This window comes from Dactylosporangium sp. NBC_01737, from assembly GCF_035963215.1.
In the GTDB taxonomy this organism is placed as follows: Bacteria; Actinomycetota; Actinomycetes; order Mycobacteriales; family Micromonosporaceae; genus Dactylosporangium.
Map to the genome: position 1 here is coordinate 10,900,742 of NZ_CP109153.1, position 18,413 is coordinate 10,919,154.

Genomic DNA, 18,413 nt, shown 5'->3' on the forward strand with positions numbered 1-18,413 from the left:
GGCGTGCAGTGCGCGCAGGTGCTCGACGCCTCGTCCGTGGCAGGCCGGGGTCGGAGCGGCCGCAAGCGACCGCTCCGATCCCCTGCACCGGCCGGTTCAGCCGGACAAGGACAGCGCCGCGAGAGCGGCGTTGACGATCGCGCCGGGCGCGAGGTCATGCACCCGGTAGAGCTCCTGCACAGAGCCCGACTGGCCGAACCCGTCCACGCCCATCGGTACACAGGCGACGCCGAGCGCGGAGCCCAGCCACGCCATCGCGTGCGAGGAGGCGTCGTGCACCGTCACGACCGGCACACCGGCGGGAAACGCCGTGCGCAGTACGCCGGGCTGAGCGGGTGGCCGGGCGGAGCGGACTCCTTCCCGGATGGCCCCGCGCCACGCGTGGTAGACGCGGTCCAGCGAGGTCACGTCGACGACGTGCGCGGCGATGCCCTCGTCCGCCAGCTCCGCCGCGGCGGCGAGTGTCTCCGGCAGCACGGCGCCGGTCGCGGCCAGCGTCACCACGGGCGCTCCGGTCGCGGCCAGCTCACTCGCGTCGACCAGCCGGTAGGCCCCGGCTATCACCTGCTGGCGCAGGACCGCGTCGCCGAGCCGGGCCCGGGCCGCCTCGAACGGCCCCTGGTCCAGCGGCCGGGTGCTCAGCCGCAGGTAGTAGGCGCCCGGCTCCTCCCGGGCGATGCGACCCAGCGCGTCGCACAGCTGCCAGTCGAGCGCGGTCACGTAGGCCGGCTCGAGCAGTTCGACGCCGGGCAGCTCCAGCCCGATCGACGGGGTGATCGTGGACTGGTGCGCGCCGCCCTCCGGCGCAAGCGTGATGCCTGACGGGGTGCCCGCCACGATGAACCGGGAGCCCGAGTAGGTGGCGTAGATGAACGCGTCCAGCCCGCGGCAGACGAACGGATCGTAGACCGTGCCGATCGGCAGCAGCGGCTGGTCGGACAGGTCCCAGGCCAGGCCGAGCTGACCGAGCAGGAGGAACACGTTCATCTCGGCGATGCCGAGTTCGATGTGCTGACCGGCCGGGCTCTCGGTCCAGCGCAGCACCGCGTCGTCGTTCCAGGACTGCCGCGGTTGCGGCGAGAACACCCCGGCCCGGTTCACGAAGCCGGCCAGGTTGGTCGACGTCGCCACGTCCGGCGCGGTCGTCACCAGCAGCGGCGCCACCTCCGGGATGCGGCTCAGGTTCACCAGCACCCGGCCGAACGCCTCCTGTGTGGACAGGGGGCGGCTCGACCGCAGCCCGGTGCTGGTCGGCACGGTGACCTGTGCGGCCGGGCGACGGGCCGGGCGGGTCAGTTCCGCACGCCGGCGCTCCACCAGCGCCCCGGCCGGTGTGGCCGGGTCGAGACGGTCCCACTCGGTGGCCGCGGTCAGCCCGTTGGCGGCGCGCAGGGTGTCGACCTGCTCGGTCGTGAGCAGGGCGGAGTGGTTCCGCGGATTGCCGGCAATCGGCAGCCCCCAGCCCTTCACGGTGTAGAGGAAGACGACAGTCGGGCGGTCGGTGACCGCGTCGGCGGCCCGCAGCGCCTCCAGAATGCTCGCCGGATCGTGTCCGGCGAGGTCGGTGAGGAGCGGGAGCAGGTCCGCGTCCGGCACCGCACGCAGCAGTTCCACGACCTCGTCCGGCGCGCCCTCGCAGAACTGTGCCCGCGCCACGCTGGCGCTCATCCCGAACAGGGCCTGGTAGCGCTCGTTCGGCATCGCGTCCAGCCAGGACCGCAATGCGTCTCCGCCGGGCCGGGCGAAGGCACTCTGCAGCCGGCGCCCGTACTTGACCTCGACGGTGTGCCAGCCGGCCGCCTCGAACAGCCCGCCCCACTGTCCGATCCGGACGCCCGGCACGATCCGGTCCAGCGACTGCCGGTTGAGGTCCACGATCCAGGTGACGTTGCCAAGTCCGGCGGTGGCGGTGTCGGCGACCGCCTCCCACACGTTGCCCTCGTCCAGTTCGGCGTCGCCGAGCAGGGCGATGAAGCGGCTGTGCGGCCGAGCCCCGAAGTGCGCGTCGACGTAACGGCGCACCGCGGCGGCGAACAGGGGCGCCGCGGCACCCAGCCCGACCGAGCCGGTGGAGAAGTCGACCTGATCCGGGTCCTTGGTGCGGCTGGGGTAGGACTGGAGTCCGCCCAGTGCCCTCAGCCGGGTGAGATACGACCGGTCCAGCCGGCCGAGCAGATACTCGATGGCATGAAAGACCGGTGAGGCGTGCGGCTTGACGCTGACCCGGTCGGCCGCGTCGAGGTGTGCGAAGTAGAGCGCCGTCAGCACCGACACCATCGACGCCGACGATGCCTGGTGCCCACCGACCTTCACCCCGTCCGCGGTGTCCCGGTCGTGGTTGGCGCTGTCCACCATGCGTGTGGCGAGCCACAGCACCCGGCGCGAGATCTCCTCGAGCAGCGGGATCGACGGATCCACCGGCGACGTTTGAGCGGCGCTGGGGCTCTGTGCTGCCTCGATCACGACCGTACCTCCCGAATGCCTCGTTCTATGACGGTGTTGAGAGCCAAAATCACCAGGTCCGGCACCGCCACGGCGGCGGTCAGCCGTCCGCTGACGGCGACGTACGACAGCCCGTGCCGGCGGGCCGCCTCGACAACCGCGACGTGGGCCGCCGCGATCTGCGGATGCGCCACCTCCCCCGGGAAGCCGAGGGCGTAGCTCAGGTCCCGTTCGCCCACGAGCAGCGCGTCGATGCCGGGGGTGCCGGCGATGTGCTCCAGCTCGGAAAGGCCGCGGCCGGTCTCGATCTGCGCGCACACCCACGGCGGGCCGAGCACCTCGGCCCGCCGGCCGTATCCGGTGGCCCGGGTCGCCCCGACGCCACGATGGCCGCGTGGCGGCGGGGAGACGGCCGATACCCATGCCCTTGCCGTTTCCGCGTCGTCGACCCGCGCCGCGATCACACCGTCGCCGCCGGCGTCGAGGAACCGCGCCGCCCGGGCCGGCTCCGAGACCGCGGTGCGGATCGCGATGCTCGCCCCGTTCGCGTGCGCAACGACCGCCGCGGTCGCGGCATCGGCGTCGGCGATCGCACCGTGCTCCAGGTCGAGGATGACGGCGTCGACGTCGCGCGCCAGCAACTCCACCACCACCGGGTCGGCCGTCGGGGTGAGCACCGCCGTGCCGAGGAAGCCCACGCCACCCCGCTGATGAGCGGCCCCTTCACTCTGCCCCGAGCCAATCCCGCCGCCACTCCCGCCGCCGCTCACGCATCGACCTCCGCGCCGCCGCGCAGCGCCTCGCGGACCGTCCGCTTGATGGTCAGGAAGGTCTCCTCCATCTCCACCTCCGAGGTTCGCGGCCGGGGAAGGTCGACGATGATGTCCAGCACCACGCGGCCGGGGCGCCTGCTGAGCACGACCACCCGATCGCCCAGCAGGATCGCCTCGTCCACGTCGTGGGTCACGAACAGCACCGTGCCCCGGTAGGATTCGCGTACCCGCAGCAGCAGGTCCTGCAGCGTGAGCCGGGTCTGTGCGTCCAGCGCGCCGAACGGCTCGTCCATCAGCAGCAGGCGCGGCTCGTTCGCCAGCGACCGTGCGATCGCGACCCGCTGGCGCATGCCGCCGGAGAGTTGGCGCGGGTAATGGTTCTCGAATCCGGACAGGCCCACCGCGTCGAGCACCTCGCGTGCCTTGGCGGTGGCTTCCTTCTTGCTCACGCCACGCACTTTGGGGCCGTAGCAGACATTCTCCAGCGCGGTCAGCCAGGGGAACACCGCGCCGTCCTGGAACACCATGCCGCGGCTGTGGTGCGGGCCCGTCACGGCTTCGCCGTCGAACCACACCTTCCCGGTGGTCGGCGGTTCGATCCCCGCCGCGGCCGACAACAACGTGGACTTGCCGCAGCCGCTCGGGCCGACCACGCAGACGAACTGCGACTCCGCGATGCCCAGGTCCAGCCGGTCCAGCGCCTTGGTGACGGTCTTGGACCGGGCGTCGGTGAACTCCTTGCTGACGCCGTCGAAACGGACCAGATCGCTCATCGCACGTCCGTCCTGAACACTCGACGCAGCAGCCACTGCACCGGCGCGTCGCTGAGCACGCCCAGCAGACCGATGAGGACCATCAGAGAGATGATGATGTCGGGGCGCAGGCTTTCCCGGGCCAGCAGCAACGACGCACCGAGCCCTTCGTTCACGCCGGTGAACTCCCCCAAGATCATGTAGATCCAGGAGTAGGCCAGACCAAGCCGCAGTCCGTTGAGCACGGAGGGAATCGAGGCCGGCAGTGCCACCGTCCGGACCGCCTGCAATGTGCTGGCGCCCAGCGTGCGGGCGGCGCGGACCAGGTTGGGCTCGATGAACCGCACACCCTGGATGGTGGACAGCGCGATCGGGAAGAACGAGCCGAGCGAGATCAGGAACACCGCGGACGGAGTGCCGAAACCGAACCAGATCAGCGCTAGCGGCAACCAGCAGATGCCCGGGACGCTGCGCAGGAGGCCCATCAGGGGCTCCAGGAACGCCGCGGCCATCCGGGAGAAGCCGACCGCGAGGCCCACCGGCACGCCGATCAGGGCACCGACGAGGAAGCCGCCGAGCACCCGCTGCAGGCTGGCCCAGAGGTCAGCGAGGAACGTGCCGGAATACTGCACGCCGTTGCGCGGCCCGAAGATGTAGGTCGTGGCACCGTCCACCACCTTGGCCGGGCTGGGCAGCTGGAACGAGGTGAAGACGTGCGGTGCCCAGAACTGCCACAGCAGCAGGATGATCAGCGGCAGCACCGCCCCCACGGCGATGCGGGTGAGCCGGCTTCCGCCGAGCCCCCACCGCACCGTCGCGGAGCGCGGCTGACGCTGCGGCGGGTCAAGAGCCGCCACTGCCCACTGCCTTGCTGAAGGTGCCGTTGACGATCGGTTTGACGTCCACGTCCTTGGTTACCAGGCCGATCGCCTTGAGCTGGACGGCCAGTTCCTGGTAGTTGCTGACGAAGGTGTCGTCGATCTTCCAGGCGAAGACGAGATTCTCCAGCGACTTCTCGGTGGCGGCGCGGTCCGCGCCCCACGTTTCGGCGACAGCGGGCACCAGGCTGGGGTTGGCGACGACCTCGTCAATCGCCTTGGCCTGCGCCGCCACCACGTTCTGGACCAGCTTCGACTTGTTGTCGATGATGTCCTGACTGGTGAGAATGCCGGCGTTGATGGTGCCGATCGGGGTGTCGTACGGCGCGACCAGGGAGCGCCCGCAACCCTTGATGATGGCGACCGAGGAGTTCGGCTCGTTGCCGACGAAGGCGTCGACCTGCTTGTCGCACAGCGCGGTCGGCATGTCGGCGAGGCCGACCTTGACCAGCTTCACGTCCGTGCCGGGATTCAAGCCCGCGCCCACGAGCAACTGGCGGGCAACCACGTCGTGGATCGAGTTCGGCGCATAGCCGATGGTCTTGCCGCGCAGCTCGGCGACGGAGTTGATGCCGCTGCTGGTGCCGACGATGACGCCGGTGCCCTTGGTGGCGGTCTGGGCGATGACTCTGATCGGCTGGGTCTGCGCGTTCGCCACGATCGCGATGGTCAGGCCGGTGCAGGCCACGTCGATGCTGCCGGTGAGCAGCGCGGTGACCTGGTCGGCCGGTGCGGTGTAGTAGGTCGTGGTGACCTTGGAACCCTTGGGGAGGTACTTCTCCCAGAGCGTGGTCGGTGCGCATGCCGACGCCTTGATGATGCCGACGCGGACGTTGACGGGATCGGTGGCGGCGCCGGAACTGGAACCGGAGGTGGAGTCGGAGTCGCTGCTACAGCCGGCGGCTGCGAGTACGGTGACCGCGCTTAACGCTGCGGCCAGCTGAACGAGGCGAGATCTCATGTGCCGTAACTCCCAACGGGGGGGTTGGTGCTGGTGTCGTACGGTCAGTCGGCGTCGGCCGGCTTCGGCGAGAGCGCGAGCTCCCAGATGTTGTTGCGATAGCGCCGCTCGTCCGCGGCCAGCAGCGCCGACTCGTAGATCTCGCCACCCTTGATGACCTGGCGGACCCGCTCCAGCGCGTAGGGGTCGGCCAGCGGATCGCCGTCGACAACGGCGATGTCGGCGCGCAGGCCCGGCGCGATGGTCCCGTGCCGGTCGGCCATCCGGAACGCCTCGGCCGGCCACCTGGTGCATGCCAGCAACGAGTCGTGCGGGTCCATGCCCGCCTCGCGCAACAGCGCGACCTCCTCGGCGTAGCAGCCGACCGTGTCCGTGCCCACCAGCATCTTCACCCCGGCGTCGACTGCGGCCCGAACGGCGGACTTGTGCGGCGGGATCAGCGGCGCGTGCCGGGCGGCCCAGTCCGGGCCACGATCGAACCTGGGGTGCGCGGTCTGCACGTCGTACGAGCTGATGGTCGGCGTCAGATAAACCCCGTCGGCGGCCATCCGGCGCGCCAGCTCGTCCGTGAGATAGTGTCCGTGGTCGATGATGTCGGCGCCGTTGTCGAGGACCGTGCGGATCGCCTCTTCGCCCATCACATGGCAACAGGCGAGCGCGCCGTGCCGGCGTACCTCGGCGTAGGCTGCGGCGACCTCCTCGGACGAGAAGCCCGGCAGGGTGTGCGTGCCGTCCGGCGCGACCACCGGGTCGTCGCTCGCCATCAGCTTGATGAAGTCGGCACCCGCCTTGAACTGGTGCCGCACCGCGGCAACCATCCCGTCCGGGCCGTCCGCCTCCTCGCACACCGACCAGGCGTGCCGTCCAGAGGCCACCAGCGGGCTGCCGCAGGCAATGACCGTCGGGCCTAGAAGCCGGCCATCCTTGATGATGTCGCGCACGGCGAGGTGGATGCCGCGGGGGCCGGCCATGTCCCGGGCCAGTGTGATGCCCTGGGCGAGCAGCACCTTGGCGACACGGAACGCGTGGGCATAGAGGTCGGAGTCGCCACGGGTGAGGACCTTGCCGACGTCACCGGTCATGTACATGAACGAGAGGTGCACGTGCGCGTTGGTCAATCCCGGCAGGACCGTGGCGCCGGACGCGTCGATCGTGATGTCGCCCGCCGGGACGGGGCCGTCGTCGATGACATCGGCGATGAGACCGTCCTCGAGCACCACCGTCGCCGGGCGCGAACCACGGGCGATGCCGTCGAAGACGGATCCGCCGTGAATCACTGTCCGGGTCATGAGTTCTGCCCGAGCAGCCAGCTCGAGCCGCCCAGGTTCTCGGCCTCGCCGGTCTGGAAGCCCGCCCGCTCGACGCCGGTCTGGAAATAGATCACGCGAGCGTCATTGAAGCCCGAGTTGCGCAGCCCGTGGTTGGTGCCGCGAGGAATCCACACCCAGTCCATCTCGCCGAGGTGCTGGTCCTTGCCATCGGGGCCGATCGCCGCGACGCGACCGGAGACCACGACGTAGATCTCGTCGAAGTCGTTGTGGACGTGCAGGCCGGGCGAGGAGACGCCCGACGGCAGGACAATGAGCCCGCCGGTGCACGACTCGGTGGTGACCGCCCCGGGATCGTCCCGGTTCATGTGCAGGTATCCCTCGGGTCCGCCGACCGGCGTGACGATCCATCGTCCGTGACCGGCGACGCCGGCGTTGGTGCTTCCCCAGAAGGGCTTCAGGTCGGCCTGTCGTATCACCTGGATGCTCACGTATCTACTCCTTGTCTCGCAGTCCGACCAGATCTGGCCGCAACGGGCTGTGCATCTCGACCACCCACGCCTCCTGCGGCGCGTGGGTGGAGTGGAAGACCCCGACGGGGTGGTGCCAGACGTCGCCTGGGCCGAGCTCGATGTCGTCATCGCCGATCCGCATGCGCACCCGGCCACGCACCACGACACCCATCGACTCGTGCTCCGGATGGTTGTGCCAGGGATGGTCGAAGCCGGCGGGCAACACCAGCTTCACGGCCATCAGCTGCGTCCCTACGATCAGGTTGAGCCGCGGTGGCGTGGCGATCTGCACGCCGCCGGCGTTGTTGAGACAGATTGCCGGTTCGGTGAGAAACGGGCGTGGCTCAGCCATCGCTCTCCTTCGTGTGCTGCTGTGCGGCCGCCGCCTTACGCGGCCGCGCGGTGCGGTTGCCAGCGCTTTGCCGGCGTGGTCCCGCGGTGTCCATGGGGATGGTGAGGCCGACGCTGCGGGCGAAAGAGCCGATGTGCTCGAGCATCGCCGAGCCGGCCGCCGCCGGGTCGCGAGCGTGTATCGCGTCGAGGATCGCGCGATGCTCGTCGAGCACCAGGGTGCGCCGGGAATTCTCGATCAGGCTCTCCTGCCGCGTCTCGCTGAGCGTGACCAGCAGCGGCGTGACCGCGAGCACGAAGTATCCGTTGCCGGTGCACCGGGCCAGCTGCTCGTGGAAGGCGATGTCGTAACGGAGGAAGTCCGCGTCGGCCTCCGCCTCGCTCATGAAGAGGTACAGCCGCTGGAGCTCGGCCAGGTCCTCGACGCTGCGCCGCTGCGCGGCGAGCGAAGCCACCGGCGGCTCGATCACGAGGCGGCTCTCCAGCAGCTGGTCGTATGTCAGCTCACCGAACTGCAGCTGCAAGCCGAGCGCCTGGATGAGCTGTTTCGTGCCGGTCTGCACCACCCAGGCGGAGCCGTGGTTGGCGACGATGCCGCCCTGGTCGGCGAGGCCGCGCAGCGCTTCACGCACGGTGGACCGACTCACGGAGAAGCGGGTGGCCAGTGCCCGTTCGCTGGGCAGTTTCACCTCACCCGCGGCATGCGTCTCTGCGAGAAGAGCCAGGATCTGGTCCCGCACGTCCGCTACGGCAGACACAAACAACTCCTCGATCCGGTCCGACCTATCAAGAATTGGTCCGTCCAATATCGCAGGAGCCCCCGGCAGTGTGTCAAGAGCCGAGACACAGTATTTACCCAGCTCAGGTCCCATACAGAAAGATCGATCAGTGCCCAGACGGGCGCGTCAGTAAGGGCGGCGGGGCGCATCGATGGTGCACTCGATCCTCGAGTTCGACGGCCTCGGTGACGTCCTCGGCTGGCAGCGTCGACGCGCCGGGCCGGACGACCCGGCGCTGCTGCCGGAGACGGCCGGCATGGCCGTCGCCGCGCTGCGCGCCGACGACCTGCTGGCCAGCCTGCTCGGCCCGCCGCTGCTGGAGGCGTTCTGCGCGGTCCGGCTCGCCGAGGCCGACCGGTTCGCCGGCGTCACCCCGGAGGAGATCGGCGAGGCGACCCGATGGAGTCAGCACTCCGTTCAGTTCGACAGCTACAACCACCGGGCCGCGTCAGCCAGCAATGGAGTGAAGCGTTGGACCCACCGGAAGACGGTGACATGGTCGGTCTCGACGCCCCGCTCGACAAGGGGTTCTTCGACATCACGGTAGGAAAGGTTGTAGCGCAGGTACAGCCGGACCGCGACGACAATCACGTCCGGCAGGAACCGGAACCCGGCGAACGCCGACCGTGGTGGTTGGACTGGACGCCATCGGGTCAAGAGCTTCACCGTTCAAGCCTGCCCACCAAGACAACGCTCAACGCATCGAACCCTGTCTACGAACTGCGGAACTCGGGCGCCGTGGCACCCGCGTGACACCCACCGTCCACACCGGACAGGAACGAAGAAGCGGTCGGCCCGCGCTTCCACAGGCCAACCGCCGCTTGATGTTGCGCGCCGAAGGGACTCGAACCCCTAACCTTCTGATCCGCAGGGCTCGGTACCCGCTCGAGAGAGACCCTCGCCTTCCGCAACGGCTTCTTGCAGTTCCTCGACGAGTTGGCGCAGGCTCCCGTCAAGGTCGACCTGGTCTCTCGTCTGCGCGACGATCTCGTCGCGGACGTCGTCGACGAATGGCTGCCAGGTGTCGCGAGCGCGCTGCGTGCATTCGGCGACGACCTGTTGCCGCTGCTCGGCCGCCGCCTTGTCCTGGTTCAGGCGCGCGCGATCCGCTCTGTGCTCGTCGATGAACTTCGCCAGGTAGACGGCAAGGGGAAGCGCGGCTTCGGCGGTGCCGAGGCGCGGTCCCAGCTTCCCGGCCGCCTTCGCCGACTTGGTCTTCTTACCGGCGGTCGTCTCGGATGCGTCGTTCATGGTCTTCAACACACCGAGCAGCATCGTCCCGATGTTGTTGGTGTGTTCTGCGATCCGGCCGGGCGCCTCCGGGGCAGTGGAGGCATTTTCCCCGGACTCGAGTGTCGCGATCAGCGAAGCGAAACCGGCCCAGGACGGCCGGGCGCGTTCTCGCTCCTTGGTCTTGCGGATCGACTGCCGCAGCCGCTCGAGGCGGACCTCGTGCTTGGTGAACCATTCGTCGAGCGTGCGCTGGAGCTCATCGGTGCCTGAGCCCGACTCCCACGAACGCCGCATCACTTCTTCGACGAGACCGTCGAGGCCGGCCTGGGCGGCCCGGTCGAGAATGTCGAGCTCACGCTGCCACTGGTCGCGGCGAGCGACGCCGTCGGCCGCTACCTTGGCTTGTGCCGTGTAGTCCGCCAGTTGCCTGTGCAGTTCGGTCACGGTCTCGTCCAGGACCGCTGTCCAGTACCGTTGCCCGGCCGCATGCCGCCATCCGGGCAGCGCCGATGGGGACACCGCCTCGAGAGCATCCGTGAGGTCCTGCATGCCGTCCCAGCCACGGAACTCGTCCCAGGTCTCCCGGCCGAGATCGGTGGCCGGCCCGGCCATCTGGAACGGGTCCTGCGAGACGACGAAAACCGGCGCCCGGTCGTCCAGACCGAACAGTTCCCGTAACTCGCTGACCTTGCGATCACCCAGTTCCCGGTACCCCGCGAGATCGTATTCCGGGTCTCTGCCCGCCTCGTCGAACCGCGAGATGACGAACCACATCGTCCCCGCCGGCCAGCCCTGCGTGAACAGCTTCTGAAGCACGTCGCGTTCGGCGGTCACCAGCTGCGGGGTCAGTACCGCGACGCCGACGTCCGTGAGCCCGACCGCCGCCATCGCGCGGCGCGAGTTGTTCTGCGCACGGATGTCGGACGCACCGGCCTCGAATCCGGGGGTGTCACGGATGATGCACCTACCGACCTCGATGTCGTTGACCTCGAAGGTCTCGTGGCGTGCGCTGATCGTGAGCCAGGTGGGAACCTCGCTGCCCGAGTCGATGAGCAACCGGCGGAGCAGGGAGCTCTTGCCAGTGTCGTAGGAGCCGAAGAGGGTCACGACCGGTCTGTCCAGTTTCTGGAAGGCATCCCAGTCGTCGACGTACTGCCCGGTCGATCCGCCGGGAAGCCGCCCCAGCCAGTCTCGTACCGCATCGACGTCAACCACTGTTATTCGTTCCTCTCCGGCGTACCGATCAATTCTTCCGCGGCCGCGATCAAGGCTCCGGCCGCCTCAGCCCGCGCTCTCGCCGAGTCCATCCGTTCGTTGACCGACGATTCGAGATCGAGGTGTTCTTCGAGCAGCGCTTCGAGCTCCTTGGTCCGCTGCCCGAGGTATCCGACGGGGCCTTCCCCTTGCTCACCGTGCATGATCTGGTCGACGATCCGCGCAGCCGCCTCGTCGATCTTCCGATATGCCGAATCCTGCTGCTGCTTGTGCTTCCCGGCCTTCTGGGCGTCAGTGGCCATCTCCACGATGTCCGCGATGGAAGCGATGACGCCGAGGACAACCGCGGCCCGGGCAACGTTTGCGCCGCCCTTCAGCGCACCCCACGGCTTGAACTTGTAGCCGAACTGCTTGCCGATCGCGTAGACCGCGTCCCGGTTTCCGAGGGCTTTCGCGAGCGGCGCTACGGTTCCCGCGACATTGCCGGCGCCCTCGGTCGCCTCCTCGTACCAGGCCGTTCCCCGGGCCTCGAACTCTGCCGCGTACCCGGGTGCCACCTGGAACTCGGCAGCGCGCATCTCGCGCCCGATCGCCGATATGTGATCACCGTGCCACTCGTCCAGTTTCCGCGCCGCATCGGCGAGATATCGTTCGAGATCAGCTTCGAACTGCGGGGCCATCCACCAGGACTCGACGAGGCTCTCCAGCTTCTGGGCGCCCTTCCGATCGAGCTCCGCGACCGCGGCCTTCGCCGTCACCACGTGGCGGTCCACCATCCGGCGAGCGTCCTCGCGCAGTGAGCCCTCGACGACCGTGGCGTCGTTCACCGCAGCCCGGAGGCTGGCGATCACCGGTTCCGTGCGGCGCAGCTCCTTCGCGCCGTCGGTCAGCACCTGGCGCAGCGTCTGCCGGTGATGCTTGAGGCCGGTGACCGCCGCGTCGAAGGCGGCCGACGACGACGCATCGGACAGCTGTTCGTCGGAGAGACCTGACAGTGCGCCCGTCAGTGCGGCCACGCCGTCCCACAGCCGATGCTCGTCGAAATCAGCGGGTCCCGCCGTCACATCGCCGCCTACCAAGCCGAACGGATCCCCGGACAAGCAGTGGATCCGGTCGATGTCCACATCGACCGAGCGAGCGGCGAGCGCCGCACGCAGTTCCTCGCGTTTGCGGTGCTGCCGGTTGAGAAAGTCCTCGGGGGCGGTCAGCGGATCCACGCCCAGCTCGTCGCACCGATTGACGAGGAACACCATCCGCCCGCCTTTGGCGGCGGTCATCTCCGAGCCGCGTAGGAGCTCTTCCAGTATCGAGGTGTTGCCGACCAGCAGATTGATGTGAACGACGACGAACACGAGAGCAGCCTCGGTGATCGTCTCGAACGCGGCGGTGTCGTGTTCGTCGCGTCCACTCTGCAAGCCTGGCGTGTCGACGAGATCGAACCCGGGGAACTGGTAGCGGTTCGCGGTCGTGGTCGCGGGCAGCGCCCGAATGTCGAACCCGTGCGGCTGCCGGCCGCTGTCCACCATGATCCGGCGGATCAGCGACGACTTTCCCGAGTTATAGTCACCGAGAACGGCAAATGCCGGCCGTGCCCCGGCGACGCGCCAGAAGGTTCGTACGATGTCGAACAGCGCCGGGTCGCGCCGGGCCGCATCCTCGAGGTCGTGTCGCCACGATTGGATCTCCGCCGTCGGCGGTGCGGCCCACGCCGCGGCTATGGCGCGCGCCAGCCGCGTGTGGTTCGCCTCCTGGCGACTCGAGTACGCGTCGTGCACCGCATTGTCGATCTGCGCCGGCTTGTGGTCGATGCTGGCCGCGAGCCAGTCCTCGCCCAGCAATGCCCGCGTCACCTCGGCCGGGGTTTGCCCCATCCGGCGCTGTGCCCGCAGCAGGACGTCGGTCACCGCGGGTGCGGGCTGGACCGCATCCGCGTAGGTCCGCAGGCTGTCGATCAGGCGCACGATCCGGCTGCGCGCCATGCGAAGCCCGATCGCAGTGCGGAGCGACTCGCCGACCGCGGGAGCCAATGACGTCCACGCCGTTTTCCGGCTGTCGTGGACGAGCGCATCCTCGTAGGCGACGAACGTCTTGTCCACAGCGCGATGGCATTCGGTGATGGTGTCAGCCATCGCTTTTCGGGCTTGCTCCGAGTCTTTCCCGTTCTTCTTTTTGCCCAAGTGCTGCCCGATTTGTCCAACGATCCCGACGCCCGCGGCAGTGGCGGCGAGTACCCAACCTGCGGGATTCCAGAAGAGGGGTACCGCAAGGGCGCCGATACCCACCGCGATACCCGCGCCCCGGAAGGCATCACCCGTCACACCGCCGGCCTTGTCGCCGGGGATCGTTGCGGCGTGGGCCATCGCCGGTCCGTCGGCGACGGATGTGTGGTCCACCGCGATCTCGAGCTCACGCTGCAGGAACGCCTGGCGGGCTGCCCACACGACTTCCGCCGCGGCGGACATGGCACCTTGGTCGTACACGGCCGCCGCGAACTCCGACTCGCCGAACGCTGTGCGCTCGGTGAATGCCCTTTGGATCGCATCGTCCACGTTTGCCTTCGCCTGGCGGTGGCATCCCGCAAGGTGCGAGGCGACGAGGTGCCGGACGAAGCGGTCCAGCGACCCGTTGGCCGGCGACGTGTACGGGCCGCGCCGCGCCTGCTCGGAAACGCCGACCAGATCCGCGCTGAGCGCCGCGTCGTGCAGCCATCGGGCACGTTCGGCGTCTTCCGGATAGCCGAGCACGGCGAACAGCGACTCGACCTCGCGTTCTCGGGACTCCGCTTCCCGCTCGATCTCGGCCGCCAGGTCTTCAAGCTCCCCGATCCCTCGGCAGCACCGTGATCGGATGTCCTCGCGCAGCGCGGTCAACCGGAGATCGGCGCCGCCTTCCGCGATCGAGGTGGCGATGAGGCGCTCCAGCGTCCCAAAATTCGACCAGCGATCGAGGTAGTCCGTCCCGAACTTCCCCCGTTCGCTGTGGAACTCCTCCAAGGCAGGGCCGCGGAAGGGAATCGAGGCGCGCGCGAACAAGGCCCGTTGGCTTTGGATGGCGACGACCGGGGTGTCGAGCAACCCGATCTGCACGAGCTGGGTCCGAATGTTGTCGGCATGCTGGCGAACCGTCTCGGACTGATTCCGGCGGCCGGCCTCACGAACCTTCGCGGGATGGCGCCAGCGCGGGTTGCGGACGTTGAGGACAGCCACCACCGGCTTTCCCCGGTCGCGAACCCAGGCGGCAATCTTCTCGAACTCCATCGCCTGCTGATTGAGGGTGTCGAAGCACAGGAGCACGATGTCGGCGATCTCGACTGCCTCGCGGGCCCTGGCCTCGAGAACGTCGCGGCTCTCGGTCCGTCCCCAGCCGTTGATCCCGGGTGTGTCGAACAGCCGGCAATCCCGCCACTCGATGTGGCGCGCCTCAGTGGTCCAATCGCTGGCAGCCCATGGCGAGACGTACTCCCCGTCGAGCCGGCCGAACACCGACAGCAGGGTGCTCTTCCCGACGCCGCTGCGCCCGAAGAACGCGATGTTGAACGACCCGAGCGACCCGCGCTCACGATCGAGGTGACCTCGCAGTTCCTTCGGAAACCCACGAGTGAAGCCGTCCAACCGGGTAATCAAGCCAGACGAGGACGGCGCGATGCTCTGCCCTTCCGCAAATGCGCCGACCAGGTCATCCGTGATGTCATCCAGGCGCGTAAGTTCCGCATGTCCCTGCTCGACGGCCGATCGAACGGCCTCTTCGAGCGACACCACCTCTGTCGTCAACTCGTCATCACTTTCCGCCGGCGGGCCGGTGACCGCTCATTCGGATCCGAGACAATCCAGCTCGCCGACGCCACATCCACCGTCGACCGCGACTCGCCGACAAATCGGCGAATCCCAGGCGCCGTCACCACAGGATCAGCTTTGCAGTAGCCCCGCCCGGAACAGTCATAATGATCGTTCCTACTTGACGGTCAAGCCCCCGACAAGACTCCGGAAGGCCATGAACCGACCCCGGACGCCAGCGGCGCCTCCACCGATCCGGCAACCACCTGCCACCATCGGCAAGAAGCTCCACGCGCCAGCAGATGCCAGCCCACCTGATCCCTCGCCATCCAAAGTCCCCCACCGCGTCGTTCTGCTGGCCAGACCCCCGAGTAGCGCATGAGCGTGCCGAGGTCGTGGCCGGTGCGACCGGTGAACATCTACCGCGAGCGGAACGCTAACGGATGGCACACCGCGACACTGACAGCACTTGATTTTGCGTCAAGGGCGATGTACACAAAAGGGACCAATCTGGCGTTGACACGGGGCATTCTGCCCCGTTTTGACCGAATTAACGTTAGCGCCGCCGTAAGCGCGCGCTAACCAGGACTGCCCAATGTTTACATCATGAGCTTGAATATTCCCAGCTCACACTGTCGGGACGGCGGGATTCGAACCCACGACTCCGATGACAGGGGCGCCGAGCAGCCATCACGTGAGTCCTTCGATGCTTGTTGCCGCGACGGGCTTCGCGCCATTCAAGCGCCAACGTCCGCGGCCGGGTCGACAGCAATGTCATCCTCCGCAGACAGCGCCGCCTCCGTGGCCGTATTCATCCAGCGCGGCCCGCGGCTCTGCTCGGATACCTAGGTACCGCGGCTCAGGCCGGTTGAGTCGCGCGACGGATCCGCGGCCGGCATCCGCAGGGCTCAATGGTCCACATGGGACAGACGCGAGCGGTGTACATCACAGGATGCGGCGCGTACCTGCCGGGCGAGCCGGTGGACAACGCGGGGATCGCCGATCGGCTCGGCGGGACGGACCGGGCGACGGCCCGGCGGCGGGAGCGGGTCCTCGCCGGCAACGGCATCCGGCGCCGGCACTACGCGGCCGGCGGCGGCAACGCCGAGCTCGCCGCCGAGGCCCTGGAGCGGGCGGTGAAGGACGGCGGGCTCACCGTCGACGAGATCGGCATGCTCGCCACCGGCACCACAATGGGCGACCAGCTGGTGCCCGGGTTCGCCGCGATGGTGCACGGCCGGGTCGGCGGCGGCCCGAAGGAGCTGCTGTCGGCGGCGGGCGTGTGCGCGTCCGGCATGGCGGCGCTCAAGGCGGCCGCGGCGGCGGTGGCGCTCGGCGAGCACGACGCGGCCGCAGCCGTCGGCTCGGAGCTCGTCAGCCGGGTGCTGACCGAGCCGCGCTTCGCCGCCGGCGGGCGCTCCACGCCCGACGCCGACTTCCTGCGCTGGACGCTGTCCGACGGCGCGGGCGCGGTCGTGCTGACCGACCGGCCCCGCGCCGACCGGCCGAGCCTGCGGGTCGAGTGGGTAAGGTCGGTGTCGTACGCCCACGAGCGGCCCGCCTGCATGCGCGCCGGCGAGGGCTGGCTCGACGCGCCCAGCGCCGCGGAGGCGGAGGCGGCGGGCCTGCTGCGGCTGCGCCAGGACGTGACCGCGCTGCCGGACCTGGTCCGCCTTGGCGTGACGCTGGTGCGCGAACACGTCGACCTGGACACCGTCGACCACGTGCTGTGTCACTACAGCGCGAACACGTTCCGCGACCAGATCTTCGCCGCCCTCCCCGAGCTGTCCGAGAAGTCCTTCAGCAACCTCGAGACGTGCGGCAACACCGGCACGGCGAGCATCTTCGTGATGCTGGAGGAGGCGTGGCGGACCGGCCGGTTCGCCCCCGGCGACCGGGTGCTGCTCGCGGTGCCGGAGTCGGGCCGGTTCACGATCGCGTTCGCGCTGCTCACCTGCGTATCGCCGACGCAGCTGCTGGACGACCTCGCCGGGGTCTGGAGCGAGCTGGAGGAGGGGCTGCGCGGCGTGCCGCTGGTCCGGCGGATCGAGGCCGGCACCGCGACCGTCGAGGACTACCGGGCGCTGCTGCTCGACCTGCGCCAGCAGGTGGTCGAGGGCGGCCGGTGGATCTCCCGCGCCGCGTCGAACTTCTCCGCGGAACGCTTCGAGCTGCGCAGCGCCGCGATCCGCCACGCCGCCGACGAGCACCGGGACTTCCTGCTGCTGGAGCGGGACTTCGCCGCCGTCGGGGGCGACCCGCGGGCGATCCGGGCCCGGGCGAAAAACCCCGGCTCGGAGGCGCTGTCCGCGTTCATCCTGCAGCAGGCCTCCCAGCCGGACCCGGTGGACCTGCTGGGCGCGATGTTCGTCATCGAGGGGCTGGGCACGTTCAAGGCCCTGGGCTGGGCCGGCCGGCTGGCCGGCGCGCTCGGGCTCGCCGACGGGCAGATGAGCTTCCTGCGGTACCACGGGGAGCACGACGCCGAGCACGTCGGCCAGCTGCACCGGCTGCTCGATCTCGTCGGGGCTGACCCGGAGGTCTGCGCCCGGATCGTGCGCACCGCCCGGATCGTCGCCCGCCTCTACCTGCTGCAGCTGCAGGAGATCCGGTGACCCCGACGATCTGGGACGAGCTCGCCACCCGGGAGCCGATAGACCCGGCGACGCTCGCGCTGATCCTCGCCGACCAGCGCACCTGGTCGCGGCGCTGGCTCTACCCGGTGCTGCGGCCGGCCTGCAACCTGCTCGTCGCGCTCGCCGTCGTGGCCCGCCGGCTGGTGCCCGGCCGGCTCACCGCGCACGCGACGATGGACGCGCTGTGCGTGTGGTTCCTGCGCCGGTGCGTCAGCCCGGCCGCCGGGGCGCTGCTGGTGCGGCACTTCGTCGTCGAGACGAACCTGCTGGCCTGCATCGCCCGCAACGCCGGCGGCCCCGAGGTGTCGCTGCGCCCGCGGTCGCTCGCCGAGCTGGGCGACCGGGCCGTGATCGTGCACGACGTCAACGTGTACGACGTGCTCGGCGCCCTCGGCCGGCAGGTCGTGCCGCCGCCCGGCGGGCTGGACACCACGATGCTCGCGGTCGGCCCGATCGACGCGGAGCCGGGCACCCGGCGGTGGCTGCGGCTGGACATCCAGTCGGCGCTGTGCCTGATGAACATCCCGTTCGCGCTGTGCCTGTCGGCGGAGGAGTACCGGCGGGCGGTGCAGTCGCTGCGCCTGGACGCGCACCTGCTGGCGGCGCTGGCCGACCTGACCGGCGACCCGGTGTACCGCACCTGGGCGCCGGCCGGGGTGGCGGTGCGGGTCGACTCGCGGCTCGAGGTGCCCCGGGCCGTCTACGAGCACGCGGTCATCTGCGAGTACGCCCACGAGCGCCTGCTGCGTACGACCCCGCCGCCGGCCACCGTCCGGCGGACGGCCGACGCCGTGGGGGTCCCGCGCTAGAGCCTGATGCCGAGGAGGGCGTCGACCGCGG

General features: G+C 69.4%; 14 protein-coding genes and 1 pseudogene. 3 read left to right on the plus strand and 12 right to left on the minus strand.

Going from position 1 to position 18,413, the window contains the following annotated elements:
• Positions 1 to 96: 96 nt before the first annotated feature.
• The 9 genes from OHA72_RS50195 to OHA72_RS50235 all read right to left on the minus strand — a co-directional run bounded on the left by OHA72_RS50195 (position 97) and on the right by OHA72_RS50235 (position 8,677).
• Positions 97 to 2,355, minus strand: a complete 2,259-nt coding sequence (locus OHA72_RS50195; RefSeq protein WP_327011817.1) for a thiamine pyrophosphate-binding protein — start codon at positions 2,353 to 2,355, stop codon at positions 97 to 99.
• A 104-nt stretch (positions 2,356 to 2,459) separates the two neighbouring features.
• Positions 2,460 to 3,140: an aldolase/citrate lyase family protein gene (locus OHA72_RS50200; protein ID WP_327003185.1), complete on the minus strand. Its 681-nt coding sequence runs from the start codon at positions 3,138 to 3,140 to the stop codon at positions 2,460 to 2,462.
• A 68-nt stretch (positions 3,141 to 3,208) separates the two neighbouring features.
• The gene (locus OHA72_RS50205) at positions 3,209 to 3,988 is read right to left on the minus strand and encodes an ABC transporter ATP-binding protein (RefSeq protein WP_327003186.1); all 780 of its coding nucleotides are present in this window, start codon (positions 3,986 to 3,988) and stop codon (positions 3,209 to 3,211) included.
• A complete protein-coding gene (locus OHA72_RS50210; protein WP_327003187.1) occupies positions 3,985 to 4,824 on the minus strand; it encodes an ABC transporter permease in 840 nt (279 codons plus the stop codon). The genes OHA72_RS50205 and OHA72_RS50210 overlap by 4 nt, the downstream gene beginning before the upstream one ends.
• Positions 4,811 to 5,806: an ABC transporter substrate-binding protein gene (locus OHA72_RS50215; protein WP_327003188.1), complete on the minus strand. Its 996-nt coding sequence runs from the start codon at positions 5,804 to 5,806 to the stop codon at positions 4,811 to 4,813. The genes OHA72_RS50210 and OHA72_RS50215 overlap by 14 nt, the downstream gene beginning before the upstream one ends.
• A 44-nt stretch (positions 5,807 to 5,850) precedes the next feature.
• Entirely contained in the window at positions 5,851 to 7,095 is a 1,245-nt protein-coding gene (locus OHA72_RS50220; protein WP_327003189.1) for an amidohydrolase family protein, read from the minus strand.
• The gene (locus OHA72_RS50225; protein ID WP_327003190.1) at positions 7,092 to 7,565 is read right to left on the minus strand and encodes a cupin domain-containing protein; all 474 of its coding nucleotides are present in this window, start codon (positions 7,563 to 7,565) and stop codon (positions 7,092 to 7,094) included. Before OHA72_RS50225 ends, OHA72_RS50220 begins: the two co-directional genes overlap by 4 nt.
• Before the next feature lie 4 nt (positions 7,566 to 7,569).
• Positions 7,570 to 7,938 (minus strand): cupin domain-containing protein, encoded by a 369-nt coding sequence (locus tag OHA72_RS50230; RefSeq protein ID WP_327003191.1) that lies wholly within the window; start codon positions 7,936 to 7,938, stop codon positions 7,570 to 7,572.
• Positions 7,931 to 8,677 carry a FadR/GntR family transcriptional regulator gene (locus OHA72_RS50235; protein ID WP_327003192.1) on the minus strand — a complete coding sequence of 249 codons (747 nt, stop codon included), beginning with the start codon at positions 8,675 to 8,677 and terminating at the stop codon, positions 7,931 to 7,933. Before OHA72_RS50235 ends, OHA72_RS50230 begins: the two co-directional genes overlap by 8 nt.
• Positions 8,678 to 8,867: 190 nt before the next feature.
• Between OHA72_RS50235 and OHA72_RS50240 the strand changes: the two genes are divergently transcribed.
• Complete coding sequence (locus tag OHA72_RS50240) at positions 8,868 to 9,263, plus strand: hypothetical protein (protein WP_327011974.1); 396 nt, start codon at positions 8,868 to 8,870, stop codon at positions 9,261 to 9,263.
• On the opposite strand, the pseudogene OHA72_RS50245 reads toward OHA72_RS50240, so the two are convergent.
• From OHA72_RS50245 to OHA72_RS50255, 3 genes and pseudogenes are all read right to left on the minus strand, one after another.
• A pseudogene (locus tag OHA72_RS50245) lies at positions 9,155 to 9,373 on the minus strand (IS6 family transposase); the annotation flags it as partial. The gene OHA72_RS50240 and the pseudogene OHA72_RS50245 overlap by 109 nt on opposite strands.
• Before the next feature lie 195 nt (positions 9,374 to 9,568).
• Positions 9,569 to 11,164 carry a GTPase gene (locus OHA72_RS50250; protein WP_327003193.1) on the minus strand — a complete coding sequence of 532 codons (1,596 nt, stop codon included), beginning with the start codon at positions 11,162 to 11,164 and terminating at the stop codon, positions 9,569 to 9,571.
• A 2-nt stretch (positions 11,165 to 11,166) separates the two neighbouring features.
• On the minus strand, positions 11,167 to 14,934 hold the full coding sequence (locus OHA72_RS50255; protein ID WP_327003194.1) for a GTPase: 3,768 nt from the start codon (positions 14,932 to 14,934) through the stop codon (positions 11,167 to 11,169).
• A 923-nt stretch (positions 14,935 to 15,857) separates the two neighbouring features.
• On the opposite strand from OHA72_RS50255, the gene OHA72_RS50260 reads away from it, so the two are divergent.
• Together OHA72_RS50260 and OHA72_RS50265 are read left to right on the plus strand one after the other, a co-directional pair.
• Positions 15,858 to 17,552, plus strand: a complete 1,695-nt coding sequence (locus OHA72_RS50260; RefSeq protein ID WP_327003195.1) for a 3-oxoacyl-[acyl-carrier-protein] synthase III C-terminal domain-containing protein — start codon at positions 15,858 to 15,860, stop codon at positions 17,550 to 17,552.
• Positions 17,549 to 18,382, plus strand: coding sequence for a DUF6999 family protein (locus tag OHA72_RS50265; RefSeq protein ID WP_327003196.1), 834 nt, complete (start codon positions 17,549 to 17,551; stop codon positions 18,380 to 18,382). Before OHA72_RS50260 ends, OHA72_RS50265 begins: the two co-directional genes overlap by 4 nt.
• Positions 18,383 to 18,413: the final 31 nt, after the last annotated feature.

What these genes read in the sequence shown, in the direction of transcription:
- OHA72_RS50195 (WP_327011817.1), bottom strand. Translation starts at nt 2,355, where the DNA reads ATGGTGGACAGCGCCAACCACGACCGGGACACCGCGGACGGGGTGAAG.
- OHA72_RS50205 (WP_327003186.1), bottom strand. Translation starts at nt 3,988, where the DNA reads ATGAGCGATCTGGTCCGTTTCGACGGCGTCAGCAAGGAGTTCACCGAC.
- OHA72_RS50215 (WP_327003188.1), bottom strand. Translation starts at nt 5,806, where the DNA reads ATGAGATCTCGCCTCGTTCAGCTGGCCGCAGCGTTAAGCGCGGTCACC.
- OHA72_RS50220 (WP_327003189.1), bottom strand. Translation starts at nt 7,095, where the DNA reads ATGACCCGGACAGTGATTCACGGCGGATCCGTCTTCGACGGCATCGCC.
- OHA72_RS50230 (WP_327003191.1), bottom strand. Translation starts at nt 7,938, where the DNA reads ATGGCTGAGCCACGCCCGTTTCTCACCGAACCGGCAATCTGTCTCAAC.
- OHA72_RS50240 (WP_327011974.1), top strand. Translation starts at nt 8,868, where the DNA reads ATGGTGCACTCGATCCTCGAGTTCGACGGCCTCGGTGACGTCCTCGGC.
- OHA72_RS50260 (WP_327003195.1), top strand. Translation starts at nt 15,858, where the DNA reads ATGGGACAGACGCGAGCGGTGTACATCACAGGATGCGGCGCGTACCTG.